24 protein-coding genes are annotated in these 17,913 nt (G+C 68.1%); 7 read left to right on the top strand and 17 right to left on the bottom strand.

Annotated elements, in window-relative coordinates:
- The first annotated feature begins 7 nt into the window (after window positions 1–7).
- The 3 genes from ACERIM_RS18130 to ACERIM_RS18120 all read left to right on the top strand — a co-directional run bounded on the left by ACERIM_RS18130 (window position 8) and on the right by ACERIM_RS18120 (window position 2,992).
- Window positions 8–1,609, top strand: coding sequence for a bacterio-opsin activator domain-containing protein (locus ACERIM_RS18130; protein ID WP_373633691.1), 1,602 nt, complete (start codon window positions 8–10; stop codon window positions 1,607–1,609).
- Between the two features lie 217 nt (window positions 1,610–1,826).
- Window positions 1,827–2,777 carry a phytoene/squalene synthase family protein gene (locus ACERIM_RS18125; protein ID WP_373633690.1) on the top strand — a complete coding sequence of 317 codons (951 nt, stop codon included), beginning with the start codon at window positions 1,827–1,829 and terminating at the stop codon, window positions 2,775–2,777.
- A 62-nt stretch (window positions 2,778–2,839) separates the two neighbouring features.
- A complete protein-coding gene (locus tag ACERIM_RS18120; RefSeq protein WP_006649529.1) occupies window positions 2,840–2,992 on the top strand; it encodes a hypothetical protein in 153 nt (50 codons plus the stop codon).
- On the opposite strand, the gene ACERIM_RS18115 is transcribed toward ACERIM_RS18120, so the two are convergent.
- From ACERIM_RS18115 to ACERIM_RS18100, 4 genes are all read right to left on the bottom strand, one after another.
- Window positions 2,993–3,154, bottom strand: a complete 162-nt coding sequence (locus tag ACERIM_RS18115; protein WP_006649528.1) for a hypothetical protein — start codon at window positions 3,152–3,154, stop codon at window positions 2,993–2,995.
- A gap of 77 nt (window positions 3,155–3,231) precedes the next feature.
- Window positions 3,232–4,131 (bottom strand): bisanhydrobacterioruberin hydratase, encoded by a 900-nt coding sequence (gene cruF / locus ACERIM_RS18110; RefSeq protein WP_373633689.1) that lies wholly within the window; start codon window positions 4,129–4,131, stop codon window positions 3,232–3,234.
- Window positions 4,124–4,996, bottom strand: coding sequence for a prenyltransferase (locus ACERIM_RS18105; RefSeq protein WP_373633688.1), 873 nt, complete (start codon window positions 4,994–4,996; stop codon window positions 4,124–4,126). Before ACERIM_RS18105 ends, cruF begins: the two co-directional genes overlap by 8 nt.
- Window positions 4,997–5,108: 112 nt before the next feature.
- Window positions 5,109–6,605 carry a phytoene desaturase family protein gene (locus ACERIM_RS18100; RefSeq protein ID WP_373633687.1) on the bottom strand — a complete coding sequence of 499 codons (1,497 nt, stop codon included), beginning with the start codon at window positions 6,603–6,605 and terminating at the stop codon, window positions 5,109–5,111.
- 154 nt (window positions 6,606–6,759) lie between these two features.
- On the opposite strand from ACERIM_RS18100, the gene ACERIM_RS18095 reads away from it, so the two are divergent.
- Window positions 6,760–7,458, top strand: coding sequence for an SDR family NAD(P)-dependent oxidoreductase (locus tag ACERIM_RS18095; protein ID WP_373633686.1), 699 nt, complete (start codon window positions 6,760–6,762; stop codon window positions 7,456–7,458).
- 63 nt (window positions 7,459–7,521) lie between these two features.
- On the opposite strand, the gene ACERIM_RS18090 is transcribed toward ACERIM_RS18095, so the two are convergent.
- On the bottom strand, window positions 7,522–8,610 hold the full coding sequence (locus tag ACERIM_RS18090) for a sulfite exporter TauE/SafE family protein (protein WP_006649523.1): 1,089 nt from the start codon (window positions 8,608–8,610) through the stop codon (window positions 7,522–7,524).
- Between the two features lie 178 nt (window positions 8,611–8,788).
- Here ACERIM_RS18090 and ACERIM_RS18085 point away from each other — a divergent pair, with 178 nt between their 5' ends.
- A complete protein-coding gene (locus ACERIM_RS18085; RefSeq protein WP_373633685.1) occupies window positions 8,789–8,980 on the top strand; it encodes a hypothetical protein in 192 nt (63 codons plus the stop codon).
- 114 nt (window positions 8,981–9,094) lie between these two features.
- Complete coding sequence (locus tag ACERIM_RS18080; protein ID WP_006649521.1) at window positions 9,095–9,268, top strand: hypothetical protein; 174 nt, start codon at window positions 9,095–9,097, stop codon at window positions 9,266–9,268.
- A 107-nt stretch (window positions 9,269–9,375) separates the two neighbouring features.
- Here the strand turns inward: ACERIM_RS18080 and ACERIM_RS18075 are convergent, their stop codons facing one another.
- The 4 genes from ACERIM_RS18075 to ACERIM_RS18060 form a co-directional block, all read right to left on the bottom strand.
- A complete protein-coding gene (locus tag ACERIM_RS18075; protein ID WP_084158299.1) occupies window positions 9,376–9,660 on the bottom strand; it encodes a translation initiation factor eIF-1A in 285 nt (94 codons plus the stop codon).
- Window positions 9,661–9,800: 140 nt separating this feature from the next.
- Window positions 9,801–10,310: a YkgJ family cysteine cluster protein gene (locus tag ACERIM_RS18070; RefSeq protein ID WP_373633684.1), complete on the bottom strand. Its 510-nt coding sequence runs from the start codon at window positions 10,308–10,310 to the stop codon at window positions 9,801–9,803.
- 161 nt (window positions 10,311–10,471) lie between these two features.
- A complete protein-coding gene (locus tag ACERIM_RS18065; protein WP_136396898.1) occupies window positions 10,472–10,666 on the bottom strand; it encodes a hypothetical protein in 195 nt (64 codons plus the stop codon).
- 99 nt (window positions 10,667–10,765) lie between these two features.
- Window positions 10,766–11,527, bottom strand: coding sequence for a fumarylacetoacetate hydrolase family protein (locus ACERIM_RS18060; protein ID WP_373633683.1), 762 nt, complete (start codon window positions 11,525–11,527; stop codon window positions 10,766–10,768).
- Between the two features lie 219 nt (window positions 11,528–11,746).
- On the opposite strand from ACERIM_RS18060, the gene ACERIM_RS18055 reads away from it, so the two are divergent.
- Window positions 11,747–11,986 carry a hypothetical protein gene (locus tag ACERIM_RS18055; protein ID WP_006179801.1) on the top strand — a complete coding sequence of 80 codons (240 nt, stop codon included), beginning with the start codon at window positions 11,747–11,749 and terminating at the stop codon, window positions 11,984–11,986.
- Window positions 11,987–12,119: 133 nt separating this feature from the next.
- Here the strand turns inward: ACERIM_RS18055 and ACERIM_RS18050 are convergent, their stop codons facing one another.
- The 8 genes from ACERIM_RS18050 to ACERIM_RS18015 form a co-directional block, all read right to left on the bottom strand.
- Entirely contained in the window at window positions 12,120–12,344 is a 225-nt protein-coding gene (locus tag ACERIM_RS18050) for a hypothetical protein (protein ID WP_373633682.1), read from the bottom strand.
- Between the two features lie 130 nt (window positions 12,345–12,474).
- Entirely contained in the window at window positions 12,475–12,924 is a 450-nt protein-coding gene (locus tag ACERIM_RS18045) for a hypothetical protein (protein ID WP_006649515.1), read from the bottom strand.
- A 276-nt stretch (window positions 12,925–13,200) separates the two neighbouring features.
- A complete protein-coding gene (locus ACERIM_RS18040) occupies window positions 13,201–13,986 on the bottom strand; it encodes an adenosylcobinamide amidohydrolase (protein ID WP_373633681.1) in 786 nt (261 codons plus the stop codon).
- 2 nt (window positions 13,987–13,988) lie between these two features.
- Window positions 13,989–15,038, bottom strand: coding sequence for a threonine-phosphate decarboxylase CobD (gene cobD, locus ACERIM_RS18035; protein WP_006649513.1), 1,050 nt, complete (start codon window positions 15,036–15,038; stop codon window positions 13,989–13,991).
- Complete coding sequence (gene cobT, locus ACERIM_RS18030; protein ID WP_373633680.1) at window positions 15,028–16,056, bottom strand: nicotinate mononucleotide-dependent phosphoribosyltransferase CobT; 1,029 nt, start codon at window positions 16,054–16,056, stop codon at window positions 15,028–15,030. The genes cobD and cobT overlap by 11 nt, the downstream gene beginning before the upstream one ends.
- Before the next feature lie 2 nt (window positions 16,057–16,058).
- A complete protein-coding gene (locus ACERIM_RS18025; RefSeq protein ID WP_373633723.1) occupies window positions 16,059–16,646 on the bottom strand; it encodes an NTP transferase domain-containing protein in 588 nt (195 codons plus the stop codon).
- Complete coding sequence (gene cobS / locus ACERIM_RS18020; protein WP_006649510.1) at window positions 16,646–17,425, bottom strand: adenosylcobinamide-GDP ribazoletransferase; 780 nt, start codon at window positions 17,423–17,425, stop codon at window positions 16,646–16,648. Before cobS ends, ACERIM_RS18025 begins: the two co-directional genes overlap by 1 nt.
- A partial coding sequence (locus ACERIM_RS18015) for a cobalamin biosynthesis protein (RefSeq protein WP_373633679.1) occupies window positions 17,416–17,913 on the bottom strand: 498 nt, incomplete at its 5' end. The genes ACERIM_RS18015 and cobS, both read right to left, overlap by 10 nt.

Below are 17,913 nucleotides of genomic sequence, written 5' to 3'. Positions count from 1 at the left end.
CGGACCGATGGGCACTCGGCACGAACTCGCTGCGTCGGCGCTCGAGGACCTTCCGATCACCGTCGCACTCATCGATGAGAACGGAGAGATCCTGTTGACCAACCGTTCCTGGCGCGAGTTCGGTCCCGCGGACGGCCCCACGGACCACGTCGGCGTCGACTACCTCGCGAACGCCACGACGGCCGAGGACGAACACGCCCGGCGGGCGGTCGAGGGGATCGAGGCCGTCCTCGCGGGCGACCGGGACGCGTTTTCGATGGAGTACCCGTGTCACTCGCCCGATCAGCAGCGCTGGTTCCTGATGCGTGTCACCCGGTTTTCACACGACGGCCGGCGGCTGGCGTCGCTAGTCCACCTCGAGATCACCGACCGGAAACTGGCCGAGATCGCCGCCGAGGAGAACGAGCGCCGAATCCGTGCGGAACGGGAAACCGTCGAACACGTCCTCGAGCGGGTCGACGGGCTCGTCACCGAGATCACCGATGCGGCGGTCGGTGCGGAGACCCGGGCGGCCCTCGAGCGCGACGTCTGTACGCGGTTGACCGACACCGAGCCGTACGTCCTCGCCTGGACCGGCCGGGTCGACGTCACGAGACAGCGGCTCTCGCCCCGGGAGTGGGCCAGTCGCGACGACGTCCCGCTCGAGGACGACGAACTCGTTCTCGAGAGCGACGAATCCCACCCCGCGGTTCGGGCGTTCGTCGACCACGAGCCGTGGGTGATCGACGATATCGACGCGTTCGACGACGCCGACCGCTGGTGGCCCGTGGGAGCCGGCGAGCGGTTCCAGTCGGTCGCCGCGTTGCCGCTTGCCTACGGCGACGTGACCTACGGCGTCCTCGTGGTGTTTGCCGACGAAACGGATGTCTTCGACGAGCGGGAGTCGCTGGTCCTCGAGTCGCTCGCTGGGACGGTCGCGACCGCGATGAACGCCCTCGAGGCCAGGCGGATGCTCACGAGCGAGGCCGTCGTCTCGATCGAGGCCGCCGTCGAGGACCCGTCGCTGTTCGTCACGTCGCTGTCCGAGCGCGTCGACGCGACGATCAGCTACCGCGGGCTGACCTACGACGCCGACGAGACGCCGCAGTTGCTCCTGTATGCCGATCGCGAGATCGACCAAGAGGCGGTCCTCGCACCGGACGCGGACGTCCGCGACCTCTCGGTCCTCTCGAAAAACGACGGCGGGACCCTCCTCGAGGTCACCGCCGGGGACGGCCCAGTAACGGCGCTGAACGAACATGGCGCGGTAGTACAGGAGTTGTCGGTCAGCGACGGCGTCGCCGACCTCGCCGTCGAGTTTCCCGACAGCCGGTCCGCTCGCTCCGCGTACGACCTCCTCGAACGCCGGTACGATCGGGTCGAACTAATCAGCTACCACGAACAGGAGGAGCCGAGCCAACGGCCACACGACGTCTCGGCGCGGCTCGAGTCGTCGCTGACCGACCGGCAGTTGCTGGCGTTGCGAAAGGCATACCACGCGAATTACTTCGAGTGGCCCCGCGACATCTCCGGCGAGGAACTGGCCGACTCGATGGATATCTCCCGGTCGACGTTCCACCAGCACCTCCGGACCGCCCAGCGGAAGGTCCTCGAGGAACTGTTCGACTGAGACGGATCGGTGTCCCGAGTTCCCGGTGCGACCGTCTCCGTCCTGCAGTCACACCGGAGCCGACTCATGGCAGTCCGATCCGTCGGTCGATGGGACTGTGTCGGGAGCGGGACCGTCGTCCGACAGCGATTCTGAACATAGTGAGGGTATGCTACTTTATACTCTCCTGTCGTACCGTATACATCCGTTCGCCGGCGGGTAGGGTCAGCAACAGAGAATGCAACAGGAACACATCCACGCAGGCAAGGCGATACAGAAGCGGACCGGGAAGACGTTCTATCTCGCGACGCGGTTTCTCCCCGAGCGAGTGCGACACGCCACGCACGTCCTCTACGCGTTCTTTCGGATCGCCGACGAGGTCGTCGACGACGCCGCGGGCGTCGACCCGGCCCAACAGCGCGCACAACTCGAGGAACTCCGGGAACAGGCACTGGGAGAACGCGAGCCCGACGATCCGGTCCTCGAGGCGTTCGTCGAGCTTCGGGAGCGATACGGCATCAGCGACCGCGAGGTCGACGTCTTCATCGACGCGATGGCGACGGACATCGACACCCACCGGTACGAGACCTACGCGGACCTGGAGTCGTACATGCGCGGGTCGGCGGCTGCGGTCGGCGTGATGATGACCGCTATCATGGAGCCCGAGGCCGAGGAGACGGCGATCCCCCACGCGGTGACACTCGGCGAGGCGTTCCAGATGACGAACTTCCTGCGGGACGTTCGGGAAGACGTCGTCGAGCGGGATCGGATCTACATCCCACAGGAGACGCTTCGTGAACACGGCGTCGATCCGGCGCAGGTCGAACGCCTCGAACACTCCGAGTCGTTCGCGGCGGCGATGGAGGCCGAACTCAAACGAACCGAGGACCTCTACCGAGAAGGGGTCGCCGGCATCCGGTATCTCCCCGAGGACTGCCAGCTGCCCGTGTTGCTGGCGGCGGTCCTCTATGCGGAACACCACTCGCTCATCCGCGCCCAGGAGTACGACGTCCTCTCCGCCGAGCCGTCGCTGTCGACGGCTCGGAAGCTGTGGTGTCTCGCGAAGACGCGCTGGCACTGGCACTGGAACCGGGATCCGGAAGCGGTGTTCCAGCGGGTGTCGGCGGTGCCGACCCGCGAGCCCAGCCGTCACGGGCCCGAACACGGCGACGGTATCCCGACGCGGTAGCTTTTGAAACCCCTCGATATGGTGGCTATTCCTTCGTTGTGACCGGTCCCGTAACCGACGGTATGTCCACGGACACAGGGTCCGATATCACCGGCAACGACAAACGCATGGCCCGGACGACGGCGATCGGTCTCGGCGTCTGGCTCGCGATAACCGTCGCCGCAGTCGTGTTACTACTCCTGCTGGGCGACGCCATCTCGAGCCTGTTCGTCTGATCACTCCGAGACGTCGTCGGTCGTCAGTGCCGCCGTCTCGGCGACGATGAACTTCGCCAGCTTGCGCTTTTCGTGTTCGTCGACCAGATGGTCCTCGAGTTGCCGGCCGGCCCTTGGCGGCTCGCGACAGACCGGACACTCGAGGGGTTCTTTGGTCGCCATACGGGGGCCACGAGGGCCACGAGCAAAAGCGAGTGGCCGGCATACTCGACTGCGTTCGACGCCGGCCGGACTCCCCGTTACGTTCCTCGGACCATCCCGAGGTCGTAGCGGTCGGTCCGGAGCAGGCCGAGACAGAACGCGCCGGCCACCCCGGCCGCCAGCCAGTTCGTATAGAGGAGGTTGATCGCACCCCACAGGAGGACGAAGCTCACCAGGTCGTCCAGCGCGAACTCGCAGGCCCGGACGCGATCGACGAGCGCCCGCCGGTCGAAGGCGAGTTCGACGAGGACGACGGCGACGGTCCCAGAGAGGAGCCAGCCTCGGTAGTTCGAGAGCGGGACGCCGTAGTAGCCGCCGGGCGGCACGTACGACCAGAAGCCGATGGCGACGGCCGCCGGATCGAGGACCAGATCGACCGCTACCACGGCGGCGATCGCGCCGAGCAGTCGGGGGACGAGCCGAGCCACCCGGTCGCCAAGCGCCAGCAACGTCAGCAGGTACGCGTTCAACACCAGCGGGACGAAAAACAGCGGCAGGGCAAGCGGCACCTCGCCGCCGAGCATCGGCCCGAGGCTGATCCCGTACTCGAAGGTCCCATAGGGCCAGCCCGTCCGGACGCCAAGCAGTTCGATCCCGTAGGTGTAGGCGACCAGGACGGCCAGCGGCAGGGCCGCCCGTCTGTCGACCTGCGGTAACAGGGCGACGACCAGCGGCGAGCGCATCACCAGCGTCCCGAACAGGATCAGCAGCGGGTTGTACGACAGCGCCGCCGGGAGCAGTCCTTCCGCGCTGGCGACCAGCGTCACCGCACCGATCACGGGGAAGACGACCGCGATGGTAAACCGGTTCTCGCGGATCAGGGCCTCGAGGCGGCGCTGGACGGTCTCCCGGGTCGAATCGTCGAGGGTCGCGTCGCCGGAACGCGGACTCGAGGCATCGGACTCTGACCCCGGCGCGGTCGGTTCACCGCTATCCATACAGCAGCCTCCAGAGCCCGCCCATAGTCAACGCCGCGCCGACGACGGTGTTGATCGCCGGGAACCACCAGTACGCGCGGTCGACGGCGACGCTCGCGGTCGCGATGGCGGCCACGAGCGCGGGATAGACGAGGAGCAACGCGCCCAGTCGAACGTCGATCGCGCCGAAGGCGGCCGCGCTGGCGAGCCAGCACGCGCCACAGTAGGCGTAGGTCCGAGCTTCGCCCAGTACCGTCGCGGTCGTACGAATCCCCGTCTCGCGGTCCGGTTCGATGTCGGGGATCGCGGAGAAGGTGTGCATCCCCATGGCCCAGAGCCAGCCGCCGCCGATCGCGAGGAGGGGCGGTCCGGTGCCGGCGACGGCCGCGTACGCGGCGATCCCGGGCGTGACGTAGAGCCCGTTCGAGACCGAATCGAGCAGCGGCGTCGTCTTGAGTCGCGCCGGCGGGGCGCTGTAGGCCGCCCCGAGGAGGAGGAAGGCCGCGAGCCAGGGCACCGCGGCCGCACCAACCAGCGGGACGAGCAGGATCGCCAGCGCCGCACAGAGCCCGACGGCCGCCGGGACGTACCCCTGTCCTCGATAGCGCGTCTCCCGATCCTCCTTTTTCGGGTTCGCGGCGTCGATCTCCCGGTCGTAGACGTCGTTGATGCCGTACAGAAAGACGTTCGCCGGCAGGAGGAAGTAGACGAACAGCGCGACCGTGGCCGGCGTGAACAGCTCGTCGGGGGCGTCGGCGGCGTAGGCGACGCCGACGACGACCGGCCCCGCGAGATAGAGCCAGAACCGCGGCCGCGAAAGCGACAGCAGGTACGACAGCTGCTCGCCGCGGTCGGTCTCGCCCGCTGCGGTCGGTTCCGAAGTCATCGATCGGATCTCGAGGCTGTCCCGCGCCGACGTCCGCGGCGCGGTCGGTCGTCTCGCTCCGAGCGAACGCGTCGCCCGGTGCGTTCGGTCCGCCGGACCGCTCGAGCGGCCGTCACGGCGTGTGTGCGGTCCCGTGATCGTCGAGGACCGCGTCGGCGGTCAGTTCGCCGCTGATGAGACACATGGGCATTCCGATTCCGGGCGTGGTATCGCCGCCGACGAAGTAGAGTCCGTCGACTTCTTTCGAGCGGTGTGGCGGCCTGAAAAGCGCCGTCTGGCGGAGGGTGTGGGCCATCCCCAGTGCCGTCCCGTCGTGGCTGTTGTACCGGTTCGCGAAGTCGGAAACGGTGAACCGTTCCTCGAGGACGATCCGGTCCCGGAGGTCGGTGCCCGTGTTCGCGGCGATGTCCGCGAGGACCCGATCGCGGTACTCGTCGCGGATTTCGGGGGTGTCCTCGAGGCCGGGCGCGATCGGGACGAGGGCAAAGAGGGTGCTATGGCCCTCGGGCGCGACGGTGTCGTCCGTTTCGGAGGGGACACACAGGTAGTAGGCGGGATCGTCGGGCCACTGTGGGTCCTCGAAGATCTTGTCGAAGTGGTCCTGCCAGTCGGTCGGCAGCACGAGCGTGTGATGTGCGAGTTCGTCGACCTCGCCCTCGACGCCCAGATAGAGCAGGAAGGCGGAGGGCGCGTAGGTCCGGTCCTCCCAGTAGTCGGCGTCGTAGCCGCGCCGTTCGGGGGTGAGAAGCTCCTGTTCGGTGTGAGCGTAGTCGGCGTTGCTGACGACCAGATCCGCCGGGATCGGTCCCGAGGCGGTCTCGACCTCGAACCCGCCCGTACGGCCCTTGATCTCAGTCGCCGGGCGACCTGTCTCGTACTCGACGCCGAGTTCCCGGCCGAGGTCCGTGATCCCGTCGATGACCGCGCCGATCCCGCCCTCGGGGTACCAGACGCCGAGGTTGAAATCGACGTGGCTCATCAGGTTGTACAGCGCCGGCGTGTTCGTCGGCGAGCCGCCGAGAAACACCAGCGTGTACTGCATGATCTGCTGGAGCTTCGGGTGGTCGAAGTAGCCCTCGACGTGGCCCTGCATCGAACCCAGCAGGGAGAGGCCGCGGGCCTGTCGGGCGACGTCGAGATCGAGGTAGTCCCGCAGCCGCGGCCGGTCCTCGTAGACGAAGTGTTCCATCCCGACCTCGTAGTTCTCCTTCGACTTCTCGAGGTATCGCTCCAGGGCCTCGCCCGCCCCTCGTTCGTACTCCTCGAAGACGTCTTTCGTCCGCTCCAAGTCCGGCGTGACGTCGACCCGGTCTCCGTCCTTGAAGAAGATCCGATAGTGTGGATCGAGGTGTTCGAGGTCGTAATAGTCACTCGGCGTCCGGCCGAACTCGGCGAAAAAGCGCTCGAAGACGTCGGGCATCAGATACCACGAGGGCCCCATATCGAACCGGAACCCGTCTTTCTCGAGTCGGCTCGCCCGGCCGCCGAGCTGTTCGTTCTTTTCGATGACGCGTACGTCGGCACCCGCATCGGCGAGATAACAGGCCGTCGAGAGCCCACCGATTCCGCTCCCGATCACGACGACCGACTCACCGGCCAGCGATTGCATGGTCGACATGAGTAGCTGACCCGTGTTAAACGTGGTTCACACATAGGTAGGGAACCCGACCGGTTATCGGGGAGGGTGAGCGATGGACGGCTTCCGTCCGCCGGCAGCCGTGCGTTCCCCGGGGATTCCTGTGGCTGGCTCGCGTAGCGGACGTATGGACGGAACGACAGCCGTCGTGACCGGCGGGACGCGCGGCATCGGCCGTGCCGTCGCCGAAGCGTTCACGACCGAGGGAGCGACCGTCGTCGTCGGTGCTCGAGACGCCGACGACGTCGCGGCGACCATCGACGACCTCGAGCGGGCGGGCGGGACCGCCGACGGGCACCGGACCGACGTCCGGGACGAGTACGACGTGGAACGGCTGACCGAGACCGCCGCGCGAGCGGGCTCGGAGGGCGGAATCGATGTCGTCGTTCCCGCGGCAGGGGTCTATCACGGCGAACCGGGGCGGACGCCGATGGACGACGAGTCGTACTCGGCGTTCGACGACCACTGGCGGACGAACGGGCGCGGCGCGTACGCGACGATCCGCGAGTCGCTGCCCCATCTGAACGACGGCGCGCGGGCCCTCGTCCCGACGGGTGCGATCGCTCGAGACGGGGACGCGGGCTATGGCTCCTATGCGGTCTCGAAGGCGACGGCGGAGGCGGTAGCTCGCGGGTTCGCCGCGGACACCGAGTACGTCGTCGGCTGTCTGGATCCCGGTACCGTCGCGACGGACCTCTCGGGCGGGACCGGGCGCGATCCGGACTCCGTCGCGCCGATGTTCGTCTGGGCGGCGACCGAGGCGGACCCGACGGCGCTCGACGGGGAGACCGTCGGGCTCCGAGAGTGGAAACAGGCGACCCGATGACACGGGGCCTCTGTCGGCGGTTCGAGGTGGAACCGATCTCGAGGCGAGTAGCGAACGTCCCGCTCAGATCCCGCCGGAGGCCATCAGGAACAGCGCGACGGCGATGATCGCGAACAGGCCGCCGACGCCTTTCTTGATGGTACTCGTATCGAGCGCCGCCGAGACGTAGGGGGCGATCTGTCCGCCCAGCGTCGTCGCGGGAACCGTCCAGACGACCATATTCCACGGCGTCGAGGCGAGATCCATCGTGTGTCCGCCGGGCACGAGCCCGCCGCCGAAGACGTGAACGAGCGAGGCCAACACGGCCGTCGTTGCGACGACGATGTGGTTGGTCCCGATCGCGACGCGAACGGGAACGTCGGTCCGGAGCATCGAGATAATGCCCAGTTCACCGATTCCGAACCCGGCGAGGCCCTGAAAGACGCCGCCGACGCTGTAGTTGGCGAACCGCTCGAGGTAGCCGCTCCGGGAGTAGCGGTAGTCGTTGCCGTCGCGGTCGACCCGCGTCACGGTCCCCGCGTCGTTCGTTTCGACCCCCGCGGGACCGAGCTTGTTCGCGTCGTTTGGCAACTCGGCGGCGCCACCGTCGGCCGCCACCGCCTCGTCGCCGCCGCCACCGCCGGGCTCCTCGTGACTGAGGTTCGCCTTGAGCAGGAGGTACGCCGCCGCCAGGAGCGCGATCCCGAGCAGGGCGTGAAACAGCGGTTCCGGGATGACGAACGACAGCAGGGCACCGGCGACGACGAACGGGACGCCACCGAGGACCAGCGCCGTCCCGAGCCGTCGATCGACCAGCCCGTACTGGATAAACGCCAGCGCGGAACTCGAGAGGCCAAAGGACTCGCTGATGAGGCCGATCTTCACCAGCGTGTTCGGCTCGAGCGGATACGCGACCAGCGGGAAGACGAAGATGAGGAAGGGAACGAACAGCGCGGAGCCGCTGATCCCGACGGTGTTGACGATGGTCGCGCCGATGAGAAATGCGACGAATAGCCACCAGTACTCGAGCCAGTAGCCAGTCCCGGCATCCGCCGGGGTCGGTGCGACAAAGTAGACGCCGACGACGAACAAAAGCGGCGCGAGAAACACGAACACGTGTTGGTACTTGAGGAGCGTCTTTTGGATGCTCGGCGACGTTGACGTATCGGTCATTGAGGCGTGAACGCTGCTATCGGAGGTCCGAAACAAGAGTATTTTCGTCTGTCCCGTCCATGTGACCCGTTCATATGGCGGCAAGTGCGGCTGAAGACAGTGGAGCGCGCTCGTGGGCTCCCGCGTGGCGGAAATATCCTCAATCTTTATCACACTAACTACGGTACGTACTAGCACGATGAGTTTTCCAGAAGGGCCACGGAAGCCGGGCGAGCAGTCCGCACTCGAGGACGAAGCCGATCACGTCGATCACGCCCCGACGGACGGACTCATCTCGACCGTCCGCGAGTCCATCCGGCGGCACGTCCGGACGTGGGCGGATCGGTACGTCGAAATGCGCGTCGAGGCACGGACCGACGGTCGAACGTAACGGCGTTCGCCGTCCGGTAGATCAGTTTCGCCGCGACACGCGTCGACCGCGAGCGATCGGACCGCGACGAACAGTTATGCTCCCTCGTGCCATACTATACCACGGGGAACGACAATGCAAGCAATCGCGACGAAAGCGGTCACCTGTCCGCACTGCGGGGAGAGCGCGACGGTCTCCCTCCCACGTGAGGAGGTCGATGTGAAGGTACGGCAGTCGGTCGCGGCGTTTGGCGACCACACGACGGTTACCTGTTCGGACGGCCACACCTACTGGGTGTATTTCTGTTAACACAGTCGGCCTCGTCGTCCGATTTTTCACGGCTCGAGGGGGAGCTGTTGCTAGGTAGGTCGTCGTCTCGAGAGAAAGCTAGTAGTTGTCGGACCCGGTCGCGTGGTTCAATCGATGTGGCCTTCGCGACGTAGTTGATCCGCGTCCTGGCCGGTGTAGCGCCACTCGATCGTGGCCTTCTCGTCCTGCCAGTCCCACGGCTCGGCGACGACGATGTCGTCTGGCTCGATCCAGGTGCGGTATTTCATGCGCCCGGGGATGCGGCCGAGCCGTTCCTTGCCGTCTTCACACCGCAGTTGGACGTGATTGCCACCGAGGTGTTCGGTTACGACGGCGAATACTTCGTCGCTGTTGGGCATACGGAGGTTCCGCCGCCCGGAGTCTTCTGTCACAGTTTAACTACGTGCGGCAGCCCTTTAAACGCTTGGAGAGTCGTGGTAGCTCTCCCCACGATACTGTTCATCTATTTATCTGTCACGGGAAAATAGCTGACGGCCGTTTGCCATTTACGGGAGGTTCGGTGGGGGCACCGCTACAGTTCCCGGTCCGAGTCGGGGTTCTCGAGGTCCCATAGCACTTCTGGGAGGAACGCCTCGAGGTTGTCGATGACCGGCCGCTCGCTGACGTTCAGTCCCTCGCAGTGGTCGTGGGCCGAGTCCCTGATGTCGACGTGGAGGTCGCCATCCTCGAGGTGGACGGCGAGCGGAAAGACCGAACACCGGGTGGGTTTCCAGTCCTCCTCGAGATGGAGCGTACAGAGGCCGTCCTCGCGCAGGAAGGCACAGGCGTGGCCGTCCTCGGCGACGTGGTCGTCGCGGTCCTTGTTCTCGCGAGTGACGAACTTCTCGCCGCGGAAGTCGGTCGTCGTCTCCGAGAGGTTCGCCCGCTGGGCCAACTCGAGGAGGTCCCGATCGTACAGCAACACGCCGTGGTGACAACACCACGTGCAGTCGTCGACGCACTCGAAGGTGAGTTCGGGGTCGAACTCGACGACGACCTCGCGGCCGGGGTAGACCTCGACGCGTCGGGTGTCGGCGCTCACGTGTCGTCGGTGGGCGGTCGCCGTGAAGTGCCTTTCTACCCGGCGGTTCGGCTCGGTCTCTCGTCGAGCGGCGGTCGACCGGTCACGTCCCGTCACGCACGCCGTTCGGCGCTGCGGAGTGTCACTCCAGAACGCGACTTTTTCGGACCCGACGCCCGTAATCACATTCGAGTCGCTTCCTTCGCTTCTTCGGCGTGTTCGAGCGCGTACTCCAGTTGCCGGCGGTGAACCGCTTCCAGTTCGTCCGCATCCGCGTCGGTGAGTTTCGTCGTTACGACCACGCCGGGGAGACTCGTCTTCAGTTGTGGCCCACCTGTCTCGAGCAGTTCCTCTAGGTCGAATTCGTCCATCGACATCGGTCCAATTAGGGGCGCTTGAGGCATCCGTGTTTGCCCTTCGATGATAGGGGTTCGGGGAGACGGTCGTAGGACCGGCCGGTGCGTTCGCGCGACGAACTATGCTCGAACGGACTCTCCCTCGAGCGGCAGGGTCTCGCGCTCGCTCGCGTCGACGACGGTATTCCGGAGCGTGCCGACGCCCTCGTAGGTGATCTCGACGGTGTCGCCGGGGTCGACGAGGCCGGGGTTGGCCGGACTGCCGAACGAGACCACGTCGCCGGGCCGGAAGGTGACCCGTTGGGAGAGATACGCGATGATCTCGTAGGGATCGAACAGCATCAGTTCGGTGTTGGCCTCCTGGCGGCGCTCGCCGGCCACGTCGGTGTACATGTCGATCCCGGTCGGGTCGACGGCGGTTTCGATCCACGGGCCCAGCGGGCCAGAGGCGTCGAAGGCCTTCCTGGGTGTGCGCCCACCCTGATCGAGCGCGTCCACATCGTTCATGATCGTGTAGCCCCGGACGACTTCGGGGACCTCGTCCTCGGAGAGGTTCCGGCAGGGTTCGTCGATGACGGCCGCGAGTTCGCCGGCGTAGGTCACCTCGTCGCTGAACGACGGATAGGGAACCGGATCCCGGTGGCCGACCAGCGACGCCGGCGGCTTGATGAAGAAGTCCGGTTTCTCGGGGCGTTCGTACTCCATCTGGTCGATAGTCGCCGCGAAGTTTCGGCCGATACAGTACAGCGCCGAGGGCTCGCAGGGCGGCAGGAAGTCGGCGTCCGTCCCCACCTCGTAGACCCCGTCGTCGGCGTGAACGACGCCGTCCTCGTACCGTCCCGATACCGGTCCGTCGTCGGTCGCGATCCGCGCGAGTTTCATTACCGGCGGTGTCGGTTCCTGCCGATTAGTCGTACCGGTTCCATTGCGGAGCGGGTCGGGTCGATCGACTCGGCGAGGCCCGGGGTCAGCGCTCCCGGGCCGGAACTGCGGACTCGAGCGCAGTTCCCGGCCGAGAATCCACCGCCGGCGAGTTCGCCGCGACCGCCGGGCAGATGCAGGGCCAGTCTATACCCTTCCCCCCGGCGGAGGGGAACGTGCATGTCCGCACACTTCACCGACGACGACGAGGGAAAACGGGTCGTCAACGCCAACGGCGACGAGATCGGGATCGTCCAGTCCGTCAGCGGCGGGACCGCCCACATCGACCCCGATCCGGGAATGACCGACACGATCAAATCGAAACTCGGTTGGGGCGACCGCGACGAGGACACCTACCCGCTCGACGACGACCACGTCGAGTCGATCTCCGACGACGAGGTCCGCCTGCAGCGCCTCTGAGCGGTCCGCTTCCGGTCACGGCGAGACGGACGGGCTCCCGAACGATCGCTTTTTTATAGGGGACGACCGCCAGCGACGCATCGGGACAGTGGCTAGCGCCGCTCGAGCGATGACGGATCGCGACGCAGAAGGGTCAGTCCTCGAGCAGCAGGTAGGTCCGACCGCCGCGGTGTTCGAGCGAGACGGCGTCGGTATCGACGTTCGTCCGGACGAACGCCTCGAGCCCCGCCGCGTGGAGGTCGGTGACGTCGATGCGTCGTCGCTGCCGGCTGGCCGGCTCCGCGGCCGCAGTGACTGTGGCATCGTCGGCCTCGCTGCACTCGGTTCGGTCGTCGGTCCGCTCGACTGTCAGTTGCATACCGTCCAGTTGGACCGACTGTCTATCAAACCGATCCGTGCGGAGTGAAAGTGAAAGTACGGGACGAAGCAACGCTCGAGGCTGAGAACCACGTCTCGGTTCGAAACAGTCGGCGGTTCGTCGCGCCGTGTTATCCCAGCGTCTTGACCTCGACTTGCCGTGGCCCCTCGTCGGTCTCGAGGGTGACCGTCTCGACGATCGCCTCGCGAGCGCGGTCTCGCCACGTCTCGACCGAGTCGGCGTGGCGCTTGCGGATCCGTTCGGCTTCGTCGGAGTCGGGGTCGGCATCGGCGAGCGCCGACTCGAGGTCGGGGTAGTCGGCGACGACGTCGTCGGCGATGACGTCAGCCGGCGGGAGATGTACTGCGCCGGTCAGTTCGGTGTCGTCGCGGCGGTAGACGTGGATCCGGGCTCGCATCCGGCCGTGGAACGGCGGCGTGACTCGGAGGACGGCGTCACCGGGGTTCTCCCGGCCGTAGACGTAGGCATCGACGGCGTCCTCCGGCGACAGCGCGATCGACCGGATGGCCCTCGGGTCGTCCTCGCCCGGTTGGTCGTCGGTCCCTGACGGATCGTCCATCGGCCGACGGTTGGGCTCGAGACGGGTTAACTGTCGGGTTCGAACCGCCGCGGTGTGGCGAACCGACGTCGCGGGTTCGCGCTCGGAACCCGACCGAAGATTGTTGTAACTAGGGTTACATTCTCCTGCATGGACTGGGCCCTCCGAATCCGGAAGGACGTTCCGCCCTGGCTGTTCAAACTCGTCTTAGTCGTCGCGATCGTGCTGATCGCGGGCCTGCAGTACGTCGGCGTTCTGTAGCCGTCGCCGAACCGTCGATGACCGTCGCTCGAGAGGTCACTCGAGCGGGGGCCGAAAGACCGCGGCACGGCCGTCGGTGGAGACGCCGTAGGTGGCGTCGGTGACCGAGTCCGGGGCGTCCGCGTCGCGGTCGGCGTAGTGGGCCTGGAGCGACGCCCGAACGGCGTCTCGAACGCAGACGCGGGTCGCGGCGCCGACCTCGGTCCCGCTGCCGGAGAACTCGGCCGGCCGGCCCTCGGGGTCGTGGCCGACGACGATCGCGTCGGTCGTAGTCCCCGGAAACCCGGTTTCTGCTAGCAAGGTCGCGGCTTTGGCCTCCGCGGCGACGGCGATCAGGTTCTCGAGCGCGCCCGGCGCGAGCGCCCGCGTCGTGCCGACAATGACGTTGACGGTCCCCCGAGCCTGTCCCTGGGCCGCCTCGTCGGGTGCGAGGGGGTCTGCATCGCCCCCGTCGGTTCGGTCCGCCGCCTCGTGTGACCGCTCGATCGGTAACGCGGCCGGGTTCGAGATCCCGGCAGTCGCGTAGACCGTGACCGGCCCGCGGCACGCGCCGCGCGCGTCGTCGATATCGACGCCGGTCAGCAGAGCCGGCCCGCGGCGCGTCGTACCCGCCGGGTCAAAGCCCGCTCGCTCGAGGCGTTCCCCGACGTAGGCGGCCAGATCCGTCCGTTCCCAGCCCTCGGGCACCGAGATGTTGTAGGCGTGATCGGCCGTTTGACGCCCGCCGTTCGGCCCGGTCGAGAGCCACTCGGTGGCCGGCCGCCCCACGCGGAGGACGCCGTCGCGTCGGATCGCGCCGTAGGCCGGGTCGGGGTCGGACATTGTCAGTCGTCGCCGCCCTCGTCGGCGTCGCGAACGCCCAGCGCGGAGAGCAGTTGGTCGTTCGCCGCGCGGTCCTTGACGGCGACGCGAACGTGTGAATCCAGCCCACGGAACGTCGTCGCGTCCCGGACGGCGACGCCGGCGGCCCGCGCGTCGGCGATCACCGTCGCCACGTCGCGGTCGCCAACATCACACAGCAGGTACGGGGCCTCCGAGGGGTGGACGTCGAACCGAGTCTCGAGGGCCTCGCGAAGCCGGTCACGCTCGTCCGCGACCCGCTCGCGCGTGTCTCGGACGAAGTCGTCCTGTCGAAGGCAATGCGTCCCGACGCGAGCCGCCGGCGTGCCGAGCGACCACGAGCGGCGAGCGGTCTCGAGCGCGTCGCGTCGGTCGCCGCTTGCGACCGCGAAGCCGGCCCGCAGTCCCGGCAAGCCGAAGAGCTTGGTGAGCGACCGCGCCACGACGACATTTGCGCGGTCCAGCCGACCCATCGACGGCCGGTCGGTGAAGCCGAGGAACGCCTCGTCGACGAGCAGCGTCGTGTTCGCGTCGGCACAGCGGGCCGCGAACGCCTCGAGCGCGTCCGGGTCGACGGCGTCGCCGGTCGGGTTGTTCGGCGTACAGACGACCGCCAGCGCGCACGGCTCGAGGGTGGTCGGTCCGAGATTGGTGAGGTCGTCGTAGCGGACGAACCGCGGCGTGGCCCCCTGCAGCCGGATCTCCCGGGCGTACTCGCCGAAGCTCGGGTACGGCACCAGCGCCTCGTCGCCCGACTCGAGGACGGACTCCATGGCCAGCCGGATCGCGGCGAGCCCGCCGGGGGACGGGATCACCCGCTCGGGGGCACAGCCGACGAATTCGGCCGCGGCGGCCCGGAACTCGGGATAGTCGTCGTCCGGATAGCGTCTGGAGTCCTCGAGCGCGGCCGTGTAGACGTCCGCGACCCCGTCGGGAGTCCGCGGGTTGGTGTTGGCCGAGAAGTCGAGCAGGTCCCGGTCGGTTTCGCCGCCATGGGGGACCCGCTGCCCGCGTCGGATCGCGTCAGGCTCCACGGGGCTCCTCCGTCGCTTGACGCTCTTCACCCGACCCGTCGATTCCGAGCCGGGTACAGACCGCCTCGAGCCGGTCCCTGACCGCAGTCATCTCATCGTCGGGGACCAGCGAGAGCGCGCCGCCCATGGCGACGCCCTCCTTGGCCTCGCCGGCGCAGTAGCGTTCCATCGCGACGTGGTCGCGTCCGTCGAAGCCGGGATCGGTGACGGTGAGATCGCACCCGACCTGCTCACAGGCCGCCTCGAGCCGGTCGCCCTGCTCGTCGGCCACGAACGACGTGGTCGCGATCGATAGCGGGGCGTCGATCCCGGCGTGACGCAGGACGGCGGCGACGGCGATCATCTGCGTGCCGCCGGCCAGCGTCACCGCGGTGCCGGCCTCGAGCGCGCCGGCGGCGATCCCGGCCACCGTCGGCTGAACGGGGTCCCCGACTGCTTCGATCGCCGCGAGCGGGCGGCCCTCGCAGTCGCCGGGCTCGAGGTCGCTCGCGGCCAGCGCTTCGTCGACGACGCGGCGCTTGCGCTCGATCGGGTTCTCCGGCAGCGACGAGGAGACGGCGGTCGGCTCGCCGAGCGCGGTGAGGACGCCGAGCGCGGTCGTCGTGCCGCCGGGGACCGTCTCGCCGATCAGCAGTTCGTCGTCGGGGAGGCTCGCGCCGTAGTCGTAGGCGCGGTCGAAGACCGCGTCCGCCGCCGGCACGGCGACGGCCTCACGGACGTCGGTCCCGGGTTCGACGCCCAGATCGACCGTCGGCGCGGCCGTCGACTGGGTGAGCCCCGCGTCGACGACCGCGACGTCGAAGTCGATGACCTCGCGAACGGCGCGGGTCACGGCCGCGGGCGTCGGACAGCCGTTCGGGCTCACCGGCGTCACCGGCGACATGACGGGTGCCCCGTACGCGAGGATCTCGACGTCCGCGGAAGGGGTGTGTTCCATCAGCTCCGGCGCGGCCCCGGCGGCGCTGATACCGTCGATCAGGCCCGTCTCGGTCGTTCCGGCGGGGAGGACCACACGCATGGTCAGCGCCCCTCTCCGTCCCGGGTCCGCAGCCGGCCGGCCGCGAGCCGTGCGTCTTCGCGTCGGTTCACGTTCATCGCGAGTCGTGGATCGTAGTGGATGTCGGTCATGGATGGTGAATCGTCGGTCGCGCCGACCACGTTGACGCCGGTCGGCGAGAGGTGGTCCTCGGGCTCGAGCCGCGAGTCGATGCTGACGCCCAGCCGGCGCTTGAGCGCCGCGGGGACGCAGACGGTCCGCGAACCGCAGTCGTCGCCGTGGGCCGCGAGGACCCGGTCGAGGACCGGGGGCTCGAGCAGCGGCAGATCGGCGGCGACGGTCAGGATCGGCGCGTCGAGAGCGGGTCGATCGAGGACGGACATCAAATCAGCCACGTAGCCGTCGCCGGCCGTCTCGATCGTCCGGATGCCATCGCGGTTCTCGAGGTGTGCCCGCGTTTCGGGCGCGTTCGGCGAAACGGCGGCGTAGACGGTCTCTATCCGGCTCTCGCCGAGCGCCGACAGGACGCGATCGATCATGGGAGTCCCGGCGATCGGGTGCAGGGGCTTCTCGTGGGGGCTCTCGAGGCGGGTCCCCTTCCCGCCACACATCACGACAGCGTCCACGCGATCACCCCCAGATGGACGCCGGCGACGCGGCCGATCTCGTTGGCCGCGCCGAAGATATCGCCGTTGATGCCGCCGAGGTGGCGATCGGCCCAGTACCACGGGAGCGCGAGGCCGGCGACGGCACCGGCCAGCGCGACCGCGACGGGGAGCGGCCGGGCGAGCGCAGTGCCGACGCCGGCGGCCGCTGCGACGGCGATCGTGAGGGGAAGCAGGAACGATCCCGGCGCGGCGGCGTCAGTGAACCCCTTGCCCATCCCCTCGTACGCGGCACGGCCGAAACAGGCCATCGCGGCCATCCCGAGTTTCGTGCCGATCTCCGCACCGATCGCGACGCCGACCGCCGCGGGGACCGACAGTCCGGCCAGCCCGAGACCGCCGAGCGCCAGTACAGCGACAGTGATCGCGACCGCGAGCAGCGCGCCCACGCCAGTCGTCGTGTCCTTCAGCACCTCGCGACGGCGCTCGGCATCGCCGTGGACGACCAGCGCGTCACCCAAGTCGGCGATCCCGTCGAGGTGGTGGATCCCCGTCACGGCGTAGACCGAGAGCAGATACCCCACCGCGACGGTCGGTGCCGCGAGCGTCCCGACGGCAAGCAGCGGCAGCGCCGCGAGCGTTCCGGCCACGAGGCCGACGACCGGGAACGCCGCCGGCGTCGTCCGGAAGGCCGTCCAGTCCCCGTCGCGGTAGCCGACCGGCAACCGGGTCAGAAAGCCCAGCCCGCCACGGAGGGCACCGATCCAACGACCGATCAGGCCCATCGGACCACCTCTGCCGGGGCGGCGTCGCCGGTCGTCAGTATCGCGCGCAGCGGCTCGAGTCCGGGGGCAAACGGTGTCAGCACAGTCGCGACGATGGCCGCCAGCGCGACCGCGACGGCGATCGCGACGACGGCCGCGCGGCCGACGACGGCGACGGCCCGCTCGCCCTCGGCCAGCGTCGGGAGGTCGGCGTCGGGGTTGAGGTCGTAGACACCGACCTTCTCGAGGCGAACGCCGAGCGCACAGGCTAGCGTCGCCATCGGCCAGCCGGAGTTGGGCGACGGCGGAGTTTGCGCCCACGCTCGAGCGCGGGCGAGCGAGAGCGGGTCGACCGCGGCGACGGCGATCGAGACGGCCGCGAGACGTGCGGGAAGGAACATGACGAGGTCGTCCAGTCGGGCGCTCGCGGTCCCGATCGGCTTCGAGGGATAGCCAAGCATCGAGTCGAGCGTGTTGACCCCCTTGACCCACGCGGCGGCCGCCGCTGC

Origin of the sequence: Natrinema sp. H-ect1 (assembly GCF_041821105.1) — an archaeon.
In the GTDB taxonomy this organism is placed as follows: Archaea; Halobacteriota; Halobacteria; order Halobacteriales; family Natrialbaceae; genus Natrinema; species Natrinema thermotolerans.
The sequence above is the reverse complement of the archived record's forward strand: the minus strand, read 5'-3'. Positions and strand labels throughout refer to the sequence as shown.